Here is a 21,400-nt window from a genome sequence, read left to right on the forward strand (position 1 = left end):
GATGATCTGGTCGAGCCGGGCGCGGAACAGGTCATCGGTGAGCTCGCGATTGGGCGCTCTCGGTCGCATCGTCACCTCTCGTGATCCTCTCAATCGAATCACGGAAAGGCGCCGCCGGGAATCCCCAAACCGCATGCGAAATCGCAAGGTTCCGCAGGCTCAAGCCACCGAATCCTGCAAAACCGAAACCTTGCGAGAGACCGAAATCCGTCGACTATCAGCCGCTTATGCGTTCTTCACAGTCAACTGCCGAAGGGCCGCTTTCCGCCTGTCCTGTCGCGCACGGCAGGCGCCGTCATCCACAAGTTACGCACAGGTCAGGCGAAAACCTTATGCGCGCAGCACCCCGCCGGTCGCCTTCGCCACGGCGGCGACGATGCGCTCCGACACGGCCTCGATTTCCGCTTCCGTCAGCGTCCTGTCCTCCGGCGTCATCGTCACCTCGATGGCGACCGACTTCTTGCCCTCGCCGATGACGGCGCCGCGGAAGACGTCGAAGACGCCGATTTGCGAGATGAGGTTCTTGTCCGCGCTCTGCGCTGCCCGCAGGATGCGCTCGGCCGCGACCTCCTCCTCCACCACGAAGGCGAAGTCGCGGCGCACCGGCTGGTAGTCGGAGATGGCGAGCGCCGGCCGCGAGGCGCGCTGCGCCTTCGGCACCGGAATGGCGTCGATATCGACCTCGAAGGCGACGAGCGGCCCCTTGACATCCATCTCATCGAGGATGCGCGGATGCATCTCGCCGAAGACGGCGAGCCGGTTCTTCGGCCCGAGCGCGATGGTGCCGACGCGGCCGGGATGATACCAGGCCGGCCCCTCCGCAAGCACCTGCGCCCTGCCGACGGGCGCGCCGAGCGCCTCCAGCACGGCGAGCGCGTCCGCCTTGACGTCGAAGACGTCGTAGGGGCGGGGCGCGGCGAGCGAGCTGCGCGGCCCGGTGGCGCCGTGGCGGATGCCGGAGGCATGAAGCCGCTCCTCCTCCGGCGCGTCGCCGAGATAGATCTGGCCGATCTCCGACAGCGCCTGGCTCTCCGCGCCGCGGTCGGCATTGCGTCCCGAAGCGGCGATGAGGCCGGGCAGCAGCGAGGGCCGCATGTCGGAGAGCTCGGTGGAGATCGGGTTGTCGAGCGTCAGCCTTTCCTCGCCGCCGCCGAACAGGCCGGCCTCCTCATGCGGCAGGAAGGACCAGGTGACCGCCTCGTTGAAGCCGCGCGCGGCGAGCGTCCTGGCGGCGCGGAAGCGCCGCCGCTGCTTGACGCTGAGCTTCGGGCTCGTCACCGCCTCAAGCCGCGGCAGGGTGACATGGTCGATCTTCTCCAGCCCCCAGATGCGCACGATCTCTTCCACGAGGTCGGCCTCGCCGGAAATGTCGGGTCGCCAGGAAGGCACCGAGACCGCCACTTCCCCGCCGGCGCCGGCGACGCCGAAACCGAGCGCCTCCAGAACCTCCACCTGGCTTTCTGGCGCGATGTCGACGCCGGCAAGGCTCTTCACCCGCGAAAGGCGCAAGGACAAGGTGGTGTTCTTCAAGGGCGGCGCGCCGGCGACGACCAGCTCGGAGGCCTCGCCGCCGCACAGTTCGAGAATGAGCCGCGTGCCGATCTCCGCCCCGGTCTCGGTGAAGGCCGGGTCGACGCCGCGCTCGAAGCGGTAGCGCGCGTCGGAGATGATGTTGAGCTTGCGGCCGGTGGAGGCGGTGCGCACCGCGTCGAAATAGGCAGCCTCCAGGAAGACTTCCGTCGTCTCCTCCGTGACGCCGCTCGCCTCCCCGCCCATGACGCCGCCGATCGATTCCGGGCCCGCCTCGTCGGCGATCACCGTCATCGCCTCGTCGAGTTCGTAGACGCGCCCGTCCAGCGCCTCGATCGTCTCGCCCCGGCGGGCGAGGCGGGCATGGATGTCGCCCTTCACCTTGGCGGCGTCGAAGACGTGCAGCGGCCGGCCATAGGCGTGGGTGATGTAATTGGTGATATCCACCAGCGCCGAGATCGGCCTGACGCCGATGGCCCGCAGCCGCTTCTGCATCCAGGCGGGGGAGGGGCCGTTGCTGACACCGCGGAAATAGCGGCCGACGAAGTGCGGGCAGGGGCGCTCCGCGCCGTCCTCAAAGCGCAGCGAGACGCCGATCGGGCTCTTGAAGGCGCCCTCCACCGGCGCCTCGGCGAGCGGCTTCAGCCGGCCCATCCCGGCGGCGGCGAGATCGCGGGCAATGCCGTAGACGCCGAGCGCGTCGGGCCGGTTCGGCGTCACCGCCACGTCGATGACCGGATCGTCGAGCCCCGCCCAGGCGGCGTAGCTCGTTCCCACCGGCGCATCCTCGGGCAGATCGATGATGCCCTCATGGTCGTCGGAGAGCATCATCTCGCGCTCCGAGACGAGCATGCCATGAGAGGCCTCGCCGCGAATGACGCCGGCCTTGAGGTCGATGCCGGTGCCGGGGACATGCACGCCCACCGGCGCGAAGACGCCGACCATGCCGGTGCGCGCATTGGGCGCCCCGCACACCACCTGCACCGCCTCGCCGGTGCCCGGATCGACCATGCAGACCCTGAGCCGGTCGGCGTTGGGATGCGCGCGCGCCTCCAGCACCTTGGCGATGACGAAGGGAGCGAGCTTTTCCGCCGGGTTGGCAAGGCCCTCAAGCTCCAGCCCGATCATCGTCAGCTTGTCGGCGATCTCCTCCGCCGAAGCGTCGGTTTCCAGATAGTCCTTGAGCCAGGAAAGGGTGAATTTCATCGCGTGACGCTCGAGAGTTGGGAAGCGGCCGGCGCGGCAGGGCGCCTGCCGGCATGATCAGTGGACGACGCCGGCATCGACCCGGACGGTGGCGCTTGTGCGCACGGTCCAGTCGCCGGCCTGGGTGACATTGCCGGCCTCAGGCTCCGGCGGTGCGGCGCCCTGGCAGGCGCCGAGCCCGGCCGCGAGCCCGATGGCGAGCCCGTTGGCGAGCCCGTTGGCGAGAAGGCGGCGCGTTGCCCCCATCAGCTCAGCCCTTCGGCGACGCTCGGCATGTCGAGCGCGGCAAAGCCGTAATGCCGCAGCCATCTGAGATCGGCCTCAAAGAAGGCTCTGAGATCCGGGATGCCGTATTTCAGCATGGCCAGGCGGTCGAGCCCCATGCCGAAGGCAAAGCCCTGGTATTTTTCCGGGTCGAGGCCGCCGGCCTTGATGACATAGGGATGCACCATGCCCGAGCCCAGAATCTCCAGCCAGTCGTCGCCCTGGCCGATCTTCAATTCCCCGCCGACCCATTGGCAGCCGATATCGACCTCCATGGAGGGTTCCGTGAAGGGAAAGTGCGAGGGACGGAAGCGCATCTTCAGTTCGTCCACCTCGAAGAAGGCCTTGCAGAAGGCTTCCAGCGTGCCCTTCAGATGGCCCATATGCGTGGTCTCGTCGATGACGAGCCCTTCGATCTGGTGGAACATCGGCGTATGGGTGCGGTCCGAATCGGAGCGGAAGGTGCGCCCCGGCGCGATGATGCGGATCGGCGGCTCCTGCGCCTCCATGGTGCGGATTTGCACCGGCGAGGTATGCGTGCGCAGCACCATGCGCGAGCCGTCCGCCTTCGGCTTCAGGTAGAAGGTGTCCATGTCCTGGCGCGAAGGGTGCTCGGGCGGAATGTTGAGGGCGCCGAAATTGTACCAGTCGGTCTCGATATGCGGCCCTTCGGCGACCGAAAAGCCCATATCGGCGAAGATGGCGATCACCTCCTGCCAGACCTGCGTCGTCGGATGGATGGTGCCGCGCTGCTCGGCGCGCGGCGGCAGGGTGACGTCGAGCCGCTCGCTCTTCAGCCGCGCCTCAAGCGCCTTCTCCTTCAGTTCGGCGCGGCGCGTCTCCAGCGCCTCGCCGATGCGCGCCTTAAGGCCGTTCAGCGCCGGGCCGGCCACCTGGCGCTCCTCCGGGCTCATCCGCCCGAGGCTCTTCAGCCTTTCTGAGACGACGCCCTTCTTGCCGAGCGAGGCGAGCCGCGCCTCCTCCAGCGCCGTCTCGTCCTCGGCCTTGTGGATGCGTTCGGTGATGTCGCGCTCCAGCGCGTCAAGGTCGGTCATCTGGTCCATTTTTCGCTCCGCGAGAGGAGGCTCTAGCCCATCTTTGCGGCCGGTGGAAAGGCCCGTGCGTGGCCGAGCGCGTCCGTGTCGCTGCAATGCGTTCTGAGCCAATCGCCAGGCGACGCTCCGCCAAGAAAAAGGGCGGCACCCCGGCCGCCCTCGTCGTTTCTTCTCGCGCTCGCGCCTCAGCGCACCGCCGCCTCGTATTCGTTCGGCGTCAGTTCCTTCAGATAGGCGAGCGCCTGCTTGGCCTGTCCGGCGAGCGCGGCGAAGGCCTCAGGCTCGTGCACGGCAAGGTCGGCGAGCACCTTGCGGTCGACCTCGATACCGGCCTTGGAAAGCCCGTCGATGAGGCGGCCATAGGTAAGCCCGTTCATTCGTGCGGCCGCGTTGATGCGCTGGATCCACAGGGCGCGGAAGGAGCGCTTGCGGTTGCGCCGGTCGCGATAGGCGTATTGGTTGGCCTTCTCAACGGCCTGCTTGGCGGCGCGGATGGTGTTCTTGCGCCGGCCGTAATAGCCCTTGGCCTGCTTGATGATCTTCTTGTGCCTGGCGTGCGCCGTCACGCCGCGTTTCACTCGTGCCATGTCGGTGCCTCCTCAGCGCTGGTAGGGCATGTATTTGCGCACGATGCGCGCATCCTGCTCCTCCAGCACCATGGTGCCGCGAGCGTTGCGGATGAACTTGTTGCTGCGCTTGATCATGCCGTGGCGCTTGCCGGCGGCCGCGACCTTGATCTTGCCCGTCGCGGTGAACTTGAAGCGCTTCTTGGCGCCCGATTTGGTTTTCATCTTGGGCATTTGGCTCTCCTTTCCATGACAAAGAGGCCCCGGCGGTGCGGAGCCCTTCTCGTCGGCTCTTGTCAGAGCGTTCTGGATCGCCACGGCATGCCCATTTCCGCCATGTTGTCACAGTGCGGAGAGCCGGGCGATCCGGCAGCGCGCTTATAGAAGCGCGCCTTGGTAAAGGCAAGACGTACCGCTGCCGCGCCCGCAACGACCGATGCGCGGAACGGAACCGTTCCCTTGCCGGCTTTTGTCTCTTTCTCGCTCCGGCGGCATCGCTCCGGCAGCGCCGCGTCGGAGCGGGGGTCGGGCCGCTTCCGGCCGAAGCGCCTCAGGCATCCGCCGCCTGGCGCTCGCCCTCCGGCTGCGCCTCTTCCGGCTCGGCTTCTTGCTGCTGCGCCTCTTGCTGCTGCGCCTCTTGCTGTTTGGCGCTCTTGGCGGCCGCTTTCTCGGCTTCCTTCTTCGCCTTTTCGATAGCGGCGAGCTTCTTGGAGTCCGGCGCCAGGATCATGATCATCTGGCGGCCTTCCATCTTCGGGTCGTGTTCGACCTTGGAGATGTCGCCGAGCTGGTCCCGGACCTTGTAGAGAACCTCCAGGCCGAGCTCCTGATGGGCCATCTCGCGGCCGCGGAAGCGCATGGTCATCTTGACCTTGTCGCCCTCTTCCAGGAAGCGGCGGGCATTGCGCATCTTCACGTCGTAGTCGTGCGTGTCGATGTTCGGCCGCATCTTCACTTCCTTGACGTCGACCGTCTTCTGCTTCTTCCGCGCCTCGGCAGCCTTCTTCTGGGACGTGTATTTATACCTGCCGTAGTCGAGGATCTTGCAGACGGGCGGCCGCTGGTTCGGCGAGATCTCGACGAGATCGAGCCCGGCATCCGCGGCGATGGCGCGTGCCTCTTCCGTGGAGATGACGCCGTGATTTTGGCCTTCGTGGTCGATCAGCTGAATCTCGGGCAGCCGGATCTCGTCGTTGACGCGGGGCCCCTCCTTGACCGGAGGTGGCGCACGATGGGGTCTGCGAATGGTCGGCTCTCCTTCTGTAGTTCACAACGACCTTGGATGATGTGCGGCGCGTCGCTGCGAGCCTGCACGATTAGAGTATAGCATTTCGGCACGACGACTGGAATGTCAACGTACCGAAAGAGCTCGTCAGCAGGAGCTCTGGCGAAAAACTAGCTCTCTGGTGTGCGGGAAAGAATCGCATCGTAGAGCTTGAGCGTTGCTTCGCTCATCGCCGCAAGAGAGAAAGACGCCGCATGCGCGCGCGCGCGCGCGGCAAGGGCCTCGCGCTCGCCCGGCGGCAGCGCCAGGGTCTGCTTCAGCGCTTCCGCGAGCGCGGCCGCATCGCCGGCGGCGACCCGCCAGCCCGTGCGCTGGGGCGCCGGCGTCTCCGGTGGGGCGAGCACGGTCTCGCGCGCCGGGCCGAGATCGCTGACGACCGTCGGCACGCCGAGCGCCTGCGCCTCCACGGCGAAGCGGCCGAAGGCTTCCGGCTCGGTGGAGGCGACGACGGCGACCGAGGCGAGCGCCAGCGCCGCCGGAACGTCCTCGCAATGGCCGGGCATGAGGACGCGGCCGGCAAGGCCGGCCCGCTCGATCTGCGCCGACAGGCGGGCCCGGTAATCGCTTCGCCCCTGCGCGTCGCCGGCCAGCACCAGCGTGAAATCCGTCTCCTTGGCGAGGCGCGCGGCCGCCTCGATGAGGATTTCCTGGCCCTTCCAGGAGGTGAGGCGCGCCACGTTGAGGACAATGCGCGCCCCCTCCGGCAACCCCCATCGCGCGCGCAGGGCCGCGCGCCTCGCCTCGCCGATGGCGCCGGCGTCGAAGCGCGACAGGTCGGTCCCCCGGTAGATGGTGGTGATGCGCCCTGCCGGGGTGCCGTGCCGGCGGGCGACGAGCTCGGCCGTGTAGCGCGAATTGGCGATGACGGCGTCGCCCCTGGCCATCACCGAATTGTAAAAGCCCTTCAGCGCCGATTTCTGTCCGTAGATACCGTGATAGGTGGTGAGGAAGGGCGTGCCGGTCATGCGGCAGGCGAGAAGCGCCGACCAGGCCGGGGCGCGGCTCCTGGCATGGACGAGATCGACGCCGCGCGCGCGCACGAGCCGGGCGAGCCGGCCGGCATTGGCCGCCATGACGGCCGGGTTCTTGGAGGCGAGCGGCATGGCGATGAGCTCGCCCCCGGCGGCCTCCAGCTCGGCCGCGAGCCGCCCGCCTTCGCTGGCCACGAGCGCCTTGTCGCCGCGCGCCGCCAGCGCCGCGGCGATGTCGATGGCGGTGCGCTCCGCCCCGCCCGTATCGAGGTTCGGGATCACCTGCAAAATCGTCTTGGGCAGGATGGGCTTGGGCATGACATGAGGCTTGACGTTGAAGGGCGGCTTGACGGTGGAGGGGCGAGGGCGCACCTCATGCGCCGGAACGAGCGGACGAGACATAGATGGATGGGCGTGCAGTTGCAAAAGATCACTGTCGGTAGCGGCGCGGATGCACGGCAAATCGCCGTCCTGGCGCGGCAGGGGCGCGCGCCGGGCGTTTTCTGGCTTGGCGGCTTCAAATCGGACATGCAAGGCTCCAAGGCCGAGGCGCTCGATGCCTTCGCCGCCGCGACCGGGCATGCCGCCACCCGCTTCGACTATTCCGGCCATGGCCGCTCCGGCGGGGATTTTCTCGATGGCACCATCTCGCGCTGGCTGGAGGAGGCGCTCGCCGTCTTCGATGCCTTCGCGCAAGGCCCGCAGATCCTCGTCGGCTCCTCCATGGGCGGCTGGCTGGCGCTGCTCCTGGCCAAGGCGCTCCGCGAACGGGGCGAGGCGGGGCGTCTTGCCGGCCTTATCCTCATCGCCCCGGCCGTCGACATGACCAAGGCGCTGATGAGCGACCACTTCGGCGATGCCGAATGGGCCGAGATGGAAAGGACGGGCCGCGTTACCCAGCCCTCCGACTATTCCGAGGAGCCCTATGTGCTGACGAAGGCGCTGATTGAGGATGGAGCCAAGCACCTCTTCGGCGAGGCGCCGATCGAGACCGGCTGCAAGGTGCATATCATTCAGGGCATGGAGGATACCGACGTGCCCTATAGCCATGCGGAGAAGCTCGCCGACCGGCTCTGCTTCGACGACGTGGTCTTGACCTTGGTGCGCGACGGCGACCATCGCCTGTCCCGGCCTCAGGATCTTGAGCGGCTATGCGCCGCGCTCGCCAAGATGGCGGGCGGGCAGGACGCGGCGGGCACGCCCGAGCCGCCGGAAACCGCCGCGTGAGGGAACCCTCGCTCGCCCCTCGGGCGTTGGACATTTTAGAGGATTCGTGCGAACGAGAGCGGCATGGCGACAGAGGTGAAAATCTGCGGCCTCTCAAGGCGCGAGGACATCGACGCCTGCCTTGCGGCGGGCGCCGATCTTGTCGGTTTCGTATTCTTCGACAAGAGCCCGCGCGCCCTCGCCCTTGACGTGGCGGCGGCCCTTGCGGCGCCCGTTCGAGGCCGGCTCGGCGTCGTGGCGCTGACGGTGAACGCGACCGACGATGTCGTCGCGGCGATCGCCGCCGATCTCGCCCCCGATTTCCTCCAGCTTCACGGCTCCGAAAGCCCCGAACGCGTTGCCGAGATCGCCGCCAAGTTCGGCCTGCGCACCATCAAGGCGCTGCCCGTCGGCGGCGCGGAGGATTTGCGCGCGGCCGCTTCCTACGCCAAGGTCGCCGACCGTCTTCTCCTCGATGCGCGCCCGCCGAGGCAGGCCACCCGTCCGGGCGGCAACGGCGAGCCCTTCGACTGGGAGCTTCTGGCCGGTTTCGAGCCTGGCCTGCCCTGGTTCCTCTCCGGCGGCCTGTCGCCGGATAATGTCGGCGAGGCGCTCCGCCGCACCGGGGCGCCGGGGCTCGACGTCTCCTCCGGCGTGGAATCGGCGCCCGGCGTGAAGGATGCGGGAAGGATCGCCGCCTTTCTGGCCGCCGCGCGCGCCGCCGATAAGACGCTCGGCCGCAAGGCGGGCGAGCCTGGCGACAGCGCCGCGCCGGACCCCGGCCCGGCACCGCGCGGCTTCGCTGCCGCGTAAGAACGACACGTTGGAAAGGCACGCTGCCATGGCCGAATCCGGTCTGAAGCCCAATACCTACCGCGGCGGTCCCGACGAGACCGGCCATTTCGGCATGTTCGGCGGCCGCTTCGTCGCCGAGACCTTGATGCCGAACATCCTGGAGCTGGAAGCGGCCTATGACGCGGCGAAGGAAGATCCTGAATTCCATGCCGAGCTGGCCGCCCTCGCCAAGCATTATGCCGGCCGGCCGAGCCCGCTCTATTATGCCGAGCGCCTGACGGAGCATTTGCGCCAGGGCGCGCCCGCCGGCCGCGGCGCCAAGGTCTATTTCAAGCGCGACGAGCTCAACCACACCGGCTCGCACAAGATCAACAACTGCCTCGGCCAGATCCTGCTCGCCCTGAAGATGGGCAAGACGCGCATCATCGCGGAGACCGGCGCCGGCCAGCACGGCGTCGCCGCGGCCACGGTGGCGGCGCGCTTCGGCCTTCCTTGCATCATCTATATGGGCAAGACCGATACAGAGCGGCAGAAGCCCAACGTCTTCCGCATGCGCCTCCTCGGCGCCGAGGTGAAGCCGGTCACCGCCGGCGCCGGCACCTTGAAGGACGCCATGAACGAGGCGCTGCGCGACTGGGTGACCAATGTGGAGGACACCTATTACATCATCGGCACCGCTGCCGGCCCGCATCCCTATCCCGAGCTCGTGCGCGATTTTCAGTCGGTGATCGGCCGCGAGGCGAAGGAGCAGATGAAGGAGATGGAGGGCCGTCTGCCGGACGCCCTCGTCGCCTGCCTCGGCGGCGGCTCCAACGCCATCGGCCTCTTCCATCCCTTCCTCGACGAGGAGGAGGTGAAGATCTACGGCGTGGAGGCCGGCGGCCACGGCCTGGAGGTGCAGAACGGCCACGCCGCCTCGCTCAATGGCGGCCGGCCCGGCGTGCTGCACGGCAACCGCACCTATCTCCTGCAGGACGATGACGGCCAGATCCTGGAAGGCCATTCCATCTCCGCCGGCCTCGATTATCCCGGCATCGGGCCGGAGCACGCCTTCTTGAAGGATAGCGGCCGCGTCACCTATGTCTCGGCCACCGACCGGGAGGCGCTCGACGCCTTCCAGCTCTGCACGCGCCTGGAAGGCATCATCCCGGCGCTGGAGCCGGCCCATGCGCTGGCGCATGTCATCAAGCTGGCGCCTGAGATGCGGCGCGACGAGATCATCGTCATGAATATGTGCGGGCGCGGGGATAAGGACATCTTCGCCGTGGCCGAGCATCTCGGCATGGACATCTAGGAGGAGTGGGGGGAATGACGTTTTTCGAGATCTATCGTTCGGTGAACAATCGCCATCATTACGTCGCCGTGCATTCCGGCGACGACCGCCCGAACGCGGAGGGCGTGCGCTCTAGCGAGAACCTCGTCTACATGATGACCGTCCCCGACGACGAACAGCCGCGCATCGCCTTCGACGCGGAGATGGCGCGCGAGCGCATCGAGCGCGACGGCTTCTACGCCTTTTCCGTCACCATCGAGGTGCGTGAGCATGTCGCCTGAGGCCGCCTCCGGTCGCATCGCCCGTCGCTTTTCCGCCGTCCGCCAGGAGCTGAGGCCCGCCCTCGTCACCTTCTTCACGGCCGGCGATCCGGACCTTGCGACGAGCGAGAAGATCCTCGCCGCCCTGCCGGAAGCGGGCGCCGACATCATCGAGCTCGGCATGCCCTTCTCCGACCCGATGGCCGACGGGCCGGCGATCCAGGCGGCGGGTCTGAGGGCGCTTGAGGCCGGACAGACGCTGAAGAAGACGCTCGCCATGGTGCGCCGCTTCCGTGAGCGCGACGACGACACGCCCATCGTCTTGATGGGCTATTACAACCCGATCTACCAATACGGCCCGGAAGCCTTCGTGCGCGACGCCAGGGAAGCCGGCGTCGACGGCCTCATCGTCGTCGATCTGCCGCCGGAGGAGGACGAGGAGCTTTGCCTTCCGGCCCTGCGCGGCGGGCTCAACTTCATCCGCCTGGCCACCCCGACGACTGACGACAAACGCCTGCCGGCGGTGCTGCAGAACACCTCCGGCTTCGTCTATTACGTCTCCATCACCGGCATCACCGGCTCCGCGGCGCCCAACACCACCCTGGTGGCCGAGGCGGTGGAGCGCATCAAGGCCCATACCGATCTGCCGGTTGCCGTCGGCTTCGGGGTCAGGACGCGCGAGCAGGCGGCCGCCATCGGCCGCACCGCCGACGGGGTCGTCGTCGGCTCCGCCCTCGTCTCCGCGATCGCGGCAAGCCTTGATGATGCCGGCAAGGCAACCGACATGACGGTTGCGGCCGTGACGTCGCTCGTCGCCGAGCTGGCGGAGGGCGTGCGCCTGTCGCGGCAGATGGCCGCCGAGTAGCGGCGGCCCGATAGGAGAAACTTGGCTTGAACTGGATTTCCAACGTCGTTCGCCCGAAAATCCGTGGCCTGTGGACCAAGCGCGAGACCCCTGAGAACCTCTGGGTGAAGTGCCCGGAGACCGGCTCCATGGTCTTCTACAAGGATCTTGAGGCGAACCAGTACGTCTTCCCCGGCTCCGGCTATCATCAGCGCATCGATGCCAGGACCCGGCTGCGTCTCTTCCTCGATTACGGCCAGTGGACCGAGATCGACTTTCCCGACCCCGTCGTCGATCCGTTGCGCTTTCGCGATCAGCGCCGCTACACCGACCGGCTGAAGGGCGCCAAGGCCAAGACCGGCATGAAGGACGCCATCCTCGTCGCCGAGGGCAAGGTGGAGGGCGTCGACGTCATCGTCGCGGTGCAGGATTTCGAGTTCATGGGCGGCTCGCTCGGCATGGCGGCGGCCGAGGCGCTGATTGCCGGCGCCGAGGCGGCGTTCGAGCGCGGCTGTCCGTTCATACTCGTCACCGCCTCGGGCGGGGCGCGCATGCAGGAGGGCATTCTCTCCCTGATGCAGCTCCCACGCACGACGGTGGCCGTCGACCGGCTGAAGGAGGCGGGCCTTCCCTATATCGTCGTTCTCACCAATCCGACGACGGGTGGCGTCACCGCTTCCTACGGCATGCTCGGCGACATCCACATTGCCGAGCCGGGCGCGCTTATCGGCTTTGCCGGCCCGCGCGTTATCGAGCAGACCATCCGCGAGAAGCTGCCGGAGGGCTTCCAGCGCTCCGAATATCTGATGGAGCACGGCATGATCGATATGGTCGTGCCGCGCCAGGAGTTGCGCTCGGTCGTCGCCCGGCTGTGCCGCCTGCTGATGAAGCTGCCGGAGCCGCCTATGCCCGCCAGGGAGGAAGAGGTCATCTTGGAGGAAGAGGCGGGCGAGCCGATCGCCGCCGAGCCCTCGGCAAAGAGCGAGGCAAGGCCGGCCGAGGCTGGTCAGGCATCGTCCTGATCGCCGCGCCCGTTTGATGCCCCCGCTGGACGACCTGCTTGAGGCGCTGCTGGCGCTTCATCCCAAGCGCATCGACCTCTCGCTCGGCCGCGTGGAGCGGCTTCTTTCCGCCCTCGGCGATCCGCACGAGCGTCTGCCGCCGGTCATCCACGTCGCCGGCACCAACGGCAAGGGTTCCGTCATCGCCTTCCTGCGCGCCATGTTGGAGGCGGCCGGCAAGACCGCGCATGTCTACACCTCGCCGCATCTGGTGCGCTTCAACGAGCGCATCCGCCTCGGCGCGGCGGGCGGCGGCCGGCTGGTGGAGACGAAGCCGCTGATCGCCGCCATCGAGGAGGCGCTGGAGGCCAACGAGGGCCAGTCGATCACCTTCTTTGAGATCACCACGGCGGTCGCCTTCCAGCTGTTTGCCAAGCATCCCGCCGATTACGCGCTGATCGAGGTCGGCCTTGGCGGGCGCTTCGATGCCACCAACGTCATCGAGCATCCGCTCGCCGCCGTCATCACCACCATCGGCCACGACCACGCCGAGTTCCTGGGCAACGACCTTGCCGGCATCGCCACGGAGAAGGCCGGCATCATGAAGCCGGGCGCTCCGGCCATCGTCGGCCCGCAGGACGAGCACGCCATGGCCATGCTCGCCGTGGAGGCGGAGGCCGCGCATGCGCCGCTGTTTCGCCACAACATCGAATGGGGCGTGCACGAGGAAAGCGGCCGTCTCGTCTATCAGGACGAACGCGGCCTCATCGACCTGCCCCTGCCGCGCCTTGCCGGCCAGCACCAGATTGAAAACGCTGGAACCGCGGTCGCCGTCTTGCGCGCGCTCGGCCTTGATATCGGCCAGGAGGCGATGGCGCGGGGGCTGAAGGAGGCGAACTGGCCGGCGCGGCTGCAACGGCTTGCGGCCGGCCCGCTGGTGGAGGCGGCGCCGCAGGGCGCCGAGCTCTGGCTCGACGGCGGCCACAACGCCTCCGCGGGTCTTGCCGTCGCCTCGCAGATGGCGGCGCTTTCGGAGCGCGTGCCCAAGCCGCTTTTCCTTATCGCCGGCATGTTGACGACGAAGGACCCGGTGGCCTTTTTCACGCCCTTCGACAGCCTCGCCCAGCATGTCATCACGGTGCCCGTCACCAGCTCCGATTCCGGCTTCGGGCCCAAGGCGCTCGCCGAGACGGCGAAGGAGGCGGGGCTGCCGGCGCGGCCGGCCGAGAGCCTGCGCGAAGCGCTCCTCGCCATCGGCGAGATCGCCGACGAGCCGCCGCGCATCCTCATCTGCGGCTCGCTCTATCTCGCCGGCGAGGTGTTGAAAGAAAACGGCCCCCTGCCGCAATAGGCAGGAGGCCGTCTTCACGTAGGACCTTCAAAGAGAAACGAAGCTGGCGCTCAGGCGGCGCCCTGGATCCAGCGCTGCAGATCGCTCTTGGCGCTGGCGCCGACCTTCATGTCGACCGGCTCGCCGCCCTTGAACATGATGAGCGTCGGAATGGAGCGCACGCCGTATTTGATGGCGGTCTTCTGGTTCTCGTCGACATTGAGCTTGGTGATTTTCACCTTGCCGTTCATCTCCTTGGCGATCTCGTCCAGATGCGGGGCGATCATCTTGCAGGGCCCGCACCATTCGGCCCAGAAATCGACGACGACGGGCGTGTCGGACTTCAGGACATCGGCCTCGAAATTGCTGTCGGTGGTTTGCTCGGTGGCCATGGTTCGTAAATCTCCTGATGGGTTGCACCGAAGGTAGGAACGGCTCCGCTGGCGGTCAAGCAGGGCCGGGCGCGGTGATGGCGAGCGGGGCGAGCGCCGCGCCAAGTTGCTCCGCAGCTATCTCCAGCACCGCCGGCCCCGCCGTGTAGACCAGAAAGGCGCGCAGCGTTCTTCCCGGATAGATGCGGGCGAGAAGCTTGCCGTAAAGCGCTATCTGGCGCAGCGCCATCTCGTCGGCCTCCTCGGGCCCGGCCGGCGCCGCGCCGGTCTTGTAATCGGCCAGAAACACCGTCTTCTCGTTGACGGCGAGCCGGTCGATGCGCCCGGAGAGGGCAAAGGCGCCGCTCTTCGTCTCCACCTGTCCCACAAGCGGCACCTCGGCCCGGCTGCCTGGCGCAAAGAGCGGGGCAAGCTCAGGCTCGGCGAGGACGGCGAACGCCTCCTCCAGCGCCGCTTGCCGCGCCGCCTCGCCCGCTTCCGGCCAGAAACGGGCAAGCAGGTTCGCCGCCTTCTCGGCGCGTTCCGCCTGCGGCCAATCCGGCAGGAATTGCAGGAGCCTGTGCAGCGCCCGTCCGCGCCCGGCCGCGAGCCGCGCCCGCTCCGAAGCGGCGGCGAGCGGCAGGGCGAGCCCTGTCGGCGGGTCCTCCTCGGCGAGGGCGCGCGAGGGGCGCAGCGGCTGCGGCGGCAGGCGCGGCGGGCTGGCGGGCTTCACCGCCCATTCCGGCAGCGCGACGGGCGGCTCTTCTTGCCGCGCTGTGTCCTCTTTCTCTTCCGCCGCCTCCGCCGGCGCAGGCGGAACGCGGCCGCGCCAGATGAAGGTTTCCTTGAGCTCGCCGGCTTCGTCGCGTTCGGCCCCTTCGCTTCCTTCCGGGGCGAGCGCGTTGCAGATCGTCTCGTACCAGGCGTTCGCCGGCGTCCTCTCGCCGCGAATGCCGCAGACGAAAAGGAGGTCCTTGGCGCGCGTCATCGCCACGTAGAGGAGGCGGAAATATTCCTCCTCCTGGCGCTTCTTCTCCGCCTCGTCATGGGCGCGCTGGGCCGGCGCGGCATCGTCCTTGCCCTGACGGAAAAGAAAGGCCGGCGCCTCGCCCCCGCCGACGGGCACCAGCCGGTCGCGGTGCTGATGGACGCTGATCTGCCCGCCGGTATCGGCGAGGAAGACGATATCGGCCTCAAGCCCCTTGGCGCCGTGCACCGTCATCACCCGTATCGCCGCCGCGCTCTCCGACAGCTCGCGCTTGACGTCGCCGGCGCCGGCGCGGATCGTCGCCGCGAGCGCCTGCAGGCCGGGAACCGTCGCCTCTTCCAGCCTCAGCGCCGTCGTCAGGAAGAGGTCGAGGACATCGTCGGCCTCCGAACCCATGCGGGCGCGGAAGGCCTGGCGCCCCCCGTCGGTCTCCATGAGGCGGGTGAAGAAGGCGAAGGGCGTCACCTGATCGGCGAGCGCCATCAGCCGAAGAAGGCGCCGATGCGCCGCCTGGTGGCGCGGCTCGGCGCTTTCGCCAAGTCGCTGCATCAGGCTCGCCCTGCTGCGGCGTTCCTCGCCATCGATGAGGAGCGCCATCAGATCCTCGTCGTCGAAGGCAAAGAGCGGCGATTTGAGAAGCGCCGCCAGTTGCAGATCGTCCTCAGGCAGGAGCATGACGTCGGCGAGCGCCAGGAGATCCTGGACGATGATGTGCTCGGCCAGGGCGATGCGGTCGGCGCCGGCCGTCGGCAGGCCCCGCGCCTTCAGCGCCCGCACCATGGCGCGGGCGAAGCTGCCGCGCTTGCGCGTCAGCACCATGATGCCGCCCGCCCGCACCGGCGCGCCGGAGGGCAGCCTGCGCTTCTTCAAAAGGCGCGCGATCTCCTCCGCGATCGTCTCCGCAAGCCGGTTCTCGCTTTCCGCCGGCGCGTCGTAGGGCTGCCACCAATTCTCCGGCGCCTCGCGCTTCGGCCGCAGGATGCGCGGCAGGATATGAACCTCCCCCGGTGCCTTCTCCCGGAACGCCTGATGCGCCTCGTAAGTCAGTCGGGTGACCGAGGCGGCGAGATCCCCGTCGAAGACGGCATCCACGGCGTCGAGAACGGCTTGCACGGAGCGGAAGGAGACGCGAAGGCTGACGCCGCGAAAGACGAGCCCGGCCTCGTTCGCCCGCCGGGCGAATGCGTCGCGATAGGTGGAAAACAGCGTCGGATCGGCGCCCTGGAAGCCGTAGATCGACTGCTTGTCGTCGCCGACGGCGAAGAGGGTGCGCGTGCCGCGCTCCGCGCCCTTGCCGGCGAAGAACTCCGCCGCCAGGTGCTCCACGATCTTCCAGGCCTCCGGCGCGGTGTCCTGCGCCTCGTCGAGGAGGATGTGGTCGATGCCGGCATCGAGCTTGTACTGCACCCAGGCCGCGACCTCCTCCTTCTCCAGGAGGTTCTTCGTGCGCTCGATGAGATCGTCGAAATCGAGAAAGCCGCGTGCCTGCTTCAGCCCGCGGTAGCGCGAAAGGATCGCCTCGCCGACGGTAAGCAGAGCCGCGCTCGCCTCCGCGGTGCGCGCCAGCGACAGCCGCTCACGCAGGCGAAGAAGGCGCGCCGCCTCCGCCCCGAAGCGCTCGTCGAGCCGCGGTTCGGCCTTGCGCAGCTCCTTGCCGAAGCGGCGGCTTTCGCTGCGCTCGCCCCAGCTTCCGTCCTTTTTCTGGTTGAGGAAGAAGCCGAGCCGCAGCGCCGCCTCCCCCTCGCCGTCGATCTCGCCGATGAGCGCCGTGAGGGCTTGCAGGGCGCCGGCATCGATGCTGTTCGCCGCCTCTCCGAGTCGGAAGATGGCCTGGCAGACGGCCCGGCAGGCGGCCTCGTCCCAGTCGTCGCTGCGGCAGATTTCGGCCGCGATCGCTTCTTCGCTTTCCTGCGGCCCGAGCCCCAATTCCCGCCTCAGATCGGCGATGGCGTCCTCCACGCCGCCGGGCCTCGTCGCGCCTGCCGGCCTTGCCCGTTGCATCCAGCGGCGGATGGCCTCCCGCCTGTCGATGACGGCCTTCAGCGCCGCCTCGATCTCCTGATCGTTCTTCAGCCTCGCCAGCCTCGTCAGCGCCGCGCCGAGCCCGTCCGCGTCCTTGCCCGCGGCGGCAAGCACCGCCTCGCGCGCCTCGGCGATGAGGGCCGCCGCCCCCGTCTCGTCCAGTACCTCGAAATGCCCCGCCACATTCGCCTCGAAGGGGAATTGGTGCAGGATGCGCTCGCAGAAGGCATGGATGGTCTGGATGTTGAGCCCGCCCGGCGTCTCCAGCGCCCGGGCAAAGAGCCGCCTTGCCCGCGCCATACTGGCGCTATCGGGCCGCGTTCCCTGGCTTGAGGCGATGGCCTGCGCAAGCTCCGCCTCCCCCAGCACCGCCCATTGGCCGAGCGTCTTGAAGACGCGGCCGGCCATCTCCGCCGCCGCCGCCTTGGTGTAGGTGAGGCATAAGATGGCGCCGGGATCCGCGCCGGCGAGCAGGAGCCGCACCACGCGCTGGGTCAGCACATGCGTCTTGCCGGAGCCGGCATTGGCGGCCACGAAGGCGGAGACGGAAGGCTCCGACGCCTGCCATTGCAGCCGCGCCGTCGGGCTGGCGGAAGGCTGGGCGGCGCTCATGCCTCGCCCTCGCCGAGCGAGAATTCGGCAAGCCGCGCCAGATGGTCGTATTCCCCGGCGAAGGCGGTGGGGCGCGGCACGCGGCTGGAGGGGTAGGGGCTTTCCGGCTTGGCGAAATGCGCCACCAGCTCGGCAAGGTTCCTTTCCGTCTGCGCCAGGCATTCTTCAAGGCGCATCGGCGGCTTGCCGTCGCGGCTCGCTTTTTCCCGCACGCCGCGCGAAAACGTCTGGCCACCTTCGCCGTGGCCTGAGAGCCGGTAATAGAGGAGCGCTTCGGCCTCGCCCGCCGGCACGTCCTTGAAGGCGCCGCGCCGCGCCATCAGCGCCTCCAGCGGTAGCTGCGGGGCGAGCGTCAGGACTTCCTCCGCGCCGGGCGGCGGGCCGGTCTTGTAGTCGATGATGGTGAGCCGCCCGTCCGCGCCCCGGTCGATGCGGTCGGCGCGCCCGGTCAGGCGGAAATGCTCGCTCACCTGCCAGTCGCCCCTGGCTTCCACATGCCGTTGGAGGATGCCCTCGCGCCCGGCCTCCTGGCGCACGAACCAGGTTGCGATGCGCTGAAAGCGCGGCCACCACAGCGCCGCCACCTCCGGCCAGTCGGCATAGGCGGCAAAGGCCTCGCGGCCGAGCTCCGTCAGCCGGGAAAGCGCCGCCTCGTCGAAGGGGCCGGCAGGTCGCTCGGCGACGAAGCGCTCCAAAATGTCGTGGACGAGCGTGCCGCGTTCGGCCGCCCCGGCGGGCGCGGCGATTTCCTCCAGCGCGGCGAGGCCGAGGATGCGCTCCGCGTAGATGGCGTAAGGGTCGCGGATGAGCCGCTCGATGCGCGTCACGGAGAGTTTCTTCGGGCGCGCCTTGAGCGGCGGGCGCGGCTGCGGCGGCGCAAGGGTGATCGTCGCCGGCGGGATGTCGAGCGCGCGCGCCAGGCGAAGGAGTTCGGTGCCGCGCCCGCGCATGGCCTCCGTTCCGGCCTCTCCCGCGCGGGCCATGAGCCGCTGCAGCCAGCGCGAGGCGACCATCGGCTCGCCCTCCTGGCGCAGCGCGCGGGTGAGCACGACCTCGCCATGGCCGAGCGACTGGACGAAATCGTGCGCCGACAGGCCGAGCCGCCGCTCCGGCGGGTCGAGGCCGATGGCCCCCGCCATCAGCCGCGACAGGAACGGGTCGGTGCGCGCGGGCCGCGGCCAGACGCCCTCGTTGAGCCCGCCGAGGACGGCGAGGTCGACGCTCTGCAGCCGCGCCTCCAGCGTCCCCCAGATGAAGACGCGCGGATCGTTGCCGCCGCGCCGCCGCACCTTCGCCTCGGCGATGAGAGCCTCAAGGAGCGCCGGATACTCGCCCGCGCCGAGGGCGGGGCCGTCGTCCGCCGCCGCCTCCAGCGCCTCCAGCCTGGCGGCGAGCGCCTCGCCGGCCTCCTCGGCGAAAAGCCCGCCGGTGCCGCCCGAACCGTCGTCCGCGCAGGCGGCGAGCGCCGCGACATGGGCGGCAAGGAACTCCGCGAAGGGCGCCTTGCCGGCGGCAAGCGAGGCGAGCGGCGAAAGCGCCGCGCAAAGCCGCGCCAAGAGCGCCTCGGCCGCGCAGAAATCGTCCTCGCCGAGCCCGGCCGAAGCCGCCCGGCGATCCTCGCCCGCCTGCCATTCGGCGTGTCGGCGCTTCAGCGCCTTCTCCATCGCCGGCAGACCGGCGGCCAGCACCGGGCCGCGCAGGACGGCCCGTTCCAGCGCCCTTGCCGCATGCCGTACCCGCCCTTCCGGCCAGCCGAAGCGGGCGAGCGGATGCTTCAGCAGCGACAGGAGCGGGATGGCTCTGGCGCCCTTCAGCGCCACTTCGGCGACGAGCCTGGCGAAGAGGCCGGGTGACGTCAGCGTCAGCGCCGTGCCGCCGGAATCGTCGACGCGCACCTGCCAGCGCTCCAGGATCGCCGAGACGCGCCGCGCCAACGCCCGGTCCGGGGTGATGAGGGCGGCGAGCTTTTTCTCCTCCAGCGCCCGGCGCAGGGCGAGCGCCGCCGCCAGCGCCTCCTCGCGCTCGTCGCTCGCCTCCAGGAGCGCAAGGCCCTCAAGGCCGTTCGCCTCCGCCGGGGCCGGCAGGGCGGCCCATCGGTCCGTGGTGGCGGCCGGGCGCAGCGCGTCGGAGACAAAGCGCATGCGCGCTGAAAGTCCCGAAGGCGCCTCGGCGAGCGGCGTCACCGCCTCGCGCGCGCAGCCGAGGTCGGCGAGGAGCTTCTTCAGCCCGAACTGGGGATGGCCGGCATCGGCGGGCTCGCGCCTTGCATCGCCGATCGCCTCCCAACTCTCCCGGTCGAGATCAAGGTCGAGGCCGGGCAGGACGACGGCGCCGTTCGCCAGCCGCGCGATGGCGCCAAGGAGAGCCGCCGTCTCCGGCACCGAGCCGGTGGAGCCGGCGGCGATCACCGGCCCGGCGGAGCCTTCCGCGGCAAGCCGCGCCGCCTCTTGGCGCAGCGCCGCCTTGCGATGCGCGCCCGGATCGGCAAGGCCGCGCTCGGCAAGGAAGGCCGGCCAGCTCTCCGAGACGATGGCGAGGAAGCGCTGCGTCACCTGCCAGTACTGCGCCAGCTCTTGCGGCGGCACGGCGTCAAGGGCGCGCCAGCGCTCGCGATCGAGCCCCACCTCGTCGAGGAGGTCGGCGAGCGCGGCGGCAAGCCGCGCCGCATCGGCGGCGGAGGCCGGCACCAGGGCGGGCTCCCCGCCGAGCCCTGCCGCTTGCCGCGCCATGGCGCCGGACCAGGCAAGCACCAGCCGCGTCAGGACGAGCTGGCGGATAAGCGGGGAGACCGGCGGCGCGGCCGAGGCGTGCTCGTCCGCTGCGAAGATCTCGGCGACGGGCTCGTCCTCGTCGAGATCGCCGAGGGTGCGGATGCGCGGCAGGATGAGGCCTTCCGGACGCGCCCTCAGGAAGCTCTCGCGGATGGCGCGCGCGGCGCGGCGCGTCGGCAGGTAGAGGGTGAGATCGGCGAGCTGCAGCGGCTCCTCCAGCCGCGCTGCGGGAATGATGCGGCCGGAAAGGATCGCCTCCACCAGGGCGTCGAGGAAGGGAGCGCCCGCCGGCAGGCTGAAGATATGGGCGGCAGTTCTCTCGCGTTCGGCCATCGCCTCGGCCATGGCCTCAGGCGGCGCTTTCCAGGATGGCCGCCTCGGCGGCCCGGATCGCCTCCGGGCTTTCCACGTTAATCCACAGCCCGTCGAGGCGTACGCCGAAAAGGCGGCCCTTCTCCAGCGCCCGATCGAAGAGAAGGTTGAGCGAGAAGGCCCCTTCCGGCGGGTCGTCGAAGAGCCGCGGCGAGACAATGGCCGCGCCGGCATAGGCGAAGGGCGCCACCGTGCGCTCGGCGCGCCGGGTCAGCCTTCCATCCTTGCCGAGCTCGAAATCGCCGGCGCCGGTATAGCCGGCCGAGGCGACGGTGGAGGCGAGCAGCAACAGCCCGTCCATCTCCGTCTCGTCCCAGCCCTCGATCAGCCAGCGCAGATTGGGGCGCACGCCTTCCAGCCAGAAGGAATCGGAGTTGCGGATGAGGAAGGGACCCTCGCCGAGAAGCGGCATCGCCTTGATGCAGGCCCCTCCGGTATCGAGCAGCCTTGCCCGCTCGTCGGAGATGACGACCTGCGGGCGCTTGCGCCGCGCCAGATGCGCTTCCACGAGGTCGGCGAGATAATGGACGTTGACGACAGCCTGGCCGATGCCGGCTTGCGCCAGCCCGTCGAGGCAATAATCGATCAGCGCCTTGCCGGCGACCTCGATGAGGGGCTTCGGCGTCGTGGTGGTCAGCGGGCGCATGCGCCGGCCGAAGCCGGCCGCAAGCACCATGG

Annotated in this window: 17 protein-coding genes and 1 pseudogene; 7 read left to right on the forward strand and 11 right to left on the reverse strand. The window is 69.1% G+C overall.

Annotated elements, in window-relative coordinates; genetic code table 11:
• Positions 1–330: 330 nt before the first annotated feature.
• The 7 genes and pseudogenes from pheT to Q331_RS19545 all read right to left on the reverse strand — a co-directional run bounded on the left by pheT (position 331) and on the right by Q331_RS19545 (position 7,195).
• On the reverse strand, positions 331–2,736 hold the full coding sequence (gene pheT / locus Q331_RS0102030; RefSeq protein WP_026379301.1) for a phenylalanine--tRNA ligase subunit beta: 2,406 nt from the start codon (positions 2,734–2,736) through the stop codon (positions 331–333).
• A 57-nt stretch (positions 2,737–2,793) separates the two neighbouring features.
• Positions 2,794–2,982, reverse strand: a complete 189-nt coding sequence (locus Q331_RS0102035) for a hypothetical protein (protein ID WP_026379302.1) — start codon at positions 2,980–2,982, stop codon at positions 2,794–2,796.
• Positions 2,982–4,055 carry a phenylalanine--tRNA ligase subunit alpha gene (pheS, locus tag Q331_RS0102040; RefSeq protein WP_026379303.1) on the reverse strand — a complete coding sequence of 358 codons (1,074 nt, stop codon included), beginning with the start codon at positions 4,053–4,055 and terminating at the stop codon, positions 2,982–2,984. The genes Q331_RS0102035 and pheS overlap by 1 nt, the downstream gene beginning before the upstream one ends.
• A gap of 185 nt (positions 4,056–4,240) precedes the next feature.
• Complete coding sequence (rplT, locus tag Q331_RS0102045; protein WP_026379304.1) at positions 4,241–4,642, reverse strand: 50S ribosomal protein L20; 402 nt, start codon at positions 4,640–4,642, stop codon at positions 4,241–4,243.
• 12 nt (positions 4,643–4,654) lie between these two features.
• Positions 4,655–4,855, reverse strand: a complete 201-nt coding sequence (rpmI, locus tag Q331_RS0102050) for a 50S ribosomal protein L35 (RefSeq protein ID WP_026379305.1) — start codon at positions 4,853–4,855, stop codon at positions 4,655–4,657.
• Between the two features lie 481 nt (positions 4,856–5,336).
• Positions 5,337–5,867, reverse strand: a pseudogene (gene infC, locus Q331_RS19540) (translation initiation factor IF-3); the annotation flags it as partial.
• A gap of 149 nt (positions 5,868–6,016) precedes the next feature.
• Positions 6,017–7,195: a glycosyltransferase family 4 protein gene (locus Q331_RS19545; protein WP_034490793.1), complete on the reverse strand. Its 1,179-nt coding sequence runs from the start codon at positions 7,193–7,195 to the stop codon at positions 6,017–6,019.
• A gap of 90 nt (positions 7,196–7,285) precedes the next feature.
• Between Q331_RS19545 and Q331_RS19550 the strand changes: the two genes are divergently transcribed.
• From Q331_RS19550 to Q331_RS0102095, 7 genes are all read left to right on the forward strand, one after another.
• A complete protein-coding gene (locus Q331_RS19550) occupies positions 7,286–8,104 on the forward strand; it encodes an alpha/beta hydrolase (RefSeq protein WP_051630383.1) in 819 nt (272 codons plus the stop codon).
• 63 nt (positions 8,105–8,167) lie between these two features.
• Positions 8,168–8,896, forward strand: coding sequence for a phosphoribosylanthranilate isomerase (locus Q331_RS19555; RefSeq protein WP_051630385.1), 729 nt, complete (start codon positions 8,168–8,170; stop codon positions 8,894–8,896).
• Positions 8,897–8,924: 28 nt separating this feature from the next.
• Complete coding sequence (gene trpB, locus Q331_RS0102075; protein ID WP_026379306.1) at positions 8,925–10,172, forward strand: tryptophan synthase subunit beta; 1,248 nt, start codon at positions 8,925–8,927, stop codon at positions 10,170–10,172.
• A gap of 14 nt (positions 10,173–10,186) precedes the next feature.
• A complete protein-coding gene (locus tag Q331_RS0102080; protein WP_034490726.1) occupies positions 10,187–10,432 on the forward strand; it encodes a hypothetical protein in 246 nt (81 codons plus the stop codon).
• Positions 10,422–11,276 (forward strand): tryptophan synthase subunit alpha, encoded by an 855-nt coding sequence (trpA, locus tag Q331_RS0102085; protein ID WP_034490729.1) that lies wholly within the window; start codon positions 10,422–10,424, stop codon positions 11,274–11,276. Before Q331_RS0102080 ends, trpA begins: the two co-directional genes overlap by 11 nt.
• 26 nt (positions 11,277–11,302) lie before the next feature.
• Positions 11,303–12,277: an acetyl-CoA carboxylase, carboxyltransferase subunit beta gene (gene accD / locus Q331_RS0102090; protein ID WP_026379309.1), complete on the forward strand. Its 975-nt coding sequence runs from the start codon at positions 11,303–11,305 to the stop codon at positions 12,275–12,277.
• A gap of 16 nt (positions 12,278–12,293) precedes the next feature.
• Positions 12,294–13,607, forward strand: coding sequence for a bifunctional folylpolyglutamate synthase/dihydrofolate synthase (locus Q331_RS0102095; protein ID WP_026379310.1), 1,314 nt, complete (start codon positions 12,294–12,296; stop codon positions 13,605–13,607).
• A 50-nt stretch (positions 13,608–13,657) separates the two neighbouring features.
• Here the strand turns inward: Q331_RS0102095 and trxA are convergent, their stop codons facing one another.
• Genes trxA through Q331_RS0102115 form a run of 4 tightly spaced genes read right to left on the reverse strand, consistent with a single transcriptional unit; the run spans position 13,658 to position 21,398 of the window.
• A complete protein-coding gene (gene trxA / locus Q331_RS0102100; RefSeq protein WP_026379311.1) occupies positions 13,658–13,978 on the reverse strand; it encodes a thioredoxin in 321 nt (106 codons plus the stop codon).
• 55 nt (positions 13,979–14,033) lie between these two features.
• Complete coding sequence (addA, locus tag Q331_RS0102105; RefSeq protein WP_026379312.1) at positions 14,034–17,579, reverse strand: double-strand break repair helicase AddA; 3,546 nt, start codon at positions 17,577–17,579, stop codon at positions 14,034–14,036.
• Entirely contained in the window at positions 17,576–20,695 is a 3,120-nt protein-coding gene (addB, locus tag Q331_RS0102110) for a double-strand break repair protein AddB (protein ID WP_051630386.1), read from the reverse strand. Before addB ends, addA begins: the two co-directional genes overlap by 4 nt.
• Before the next feature lie 4 nt (positions 20,696–20,699).
• The gene (locus tag Q331_RS0102115) at positions 20,700–21,398 is read right to left on the reverse strand and encodes a nucleotidyltransferase family protein (RefSeq protein ID WP_084174648.1); all 699 of its coding nucleotides are present in this window, start codon (positions 21,396–21,398) and stop codon (positions 20,700–20,702) included.
• Positions 21,399–21,400: the final 2 nt, after the last annotated feature.

The sequence above is a fragment of the Afifella pfennigii DSM 17143 genome (assembly GCF_000688515.1).
Classification (GTDB): Bacteria; Pseudomonadota; Alphaproteobacteria; order Rhizobiales; family Afifellaceae; genus Afifella; species Afifella pfennigii.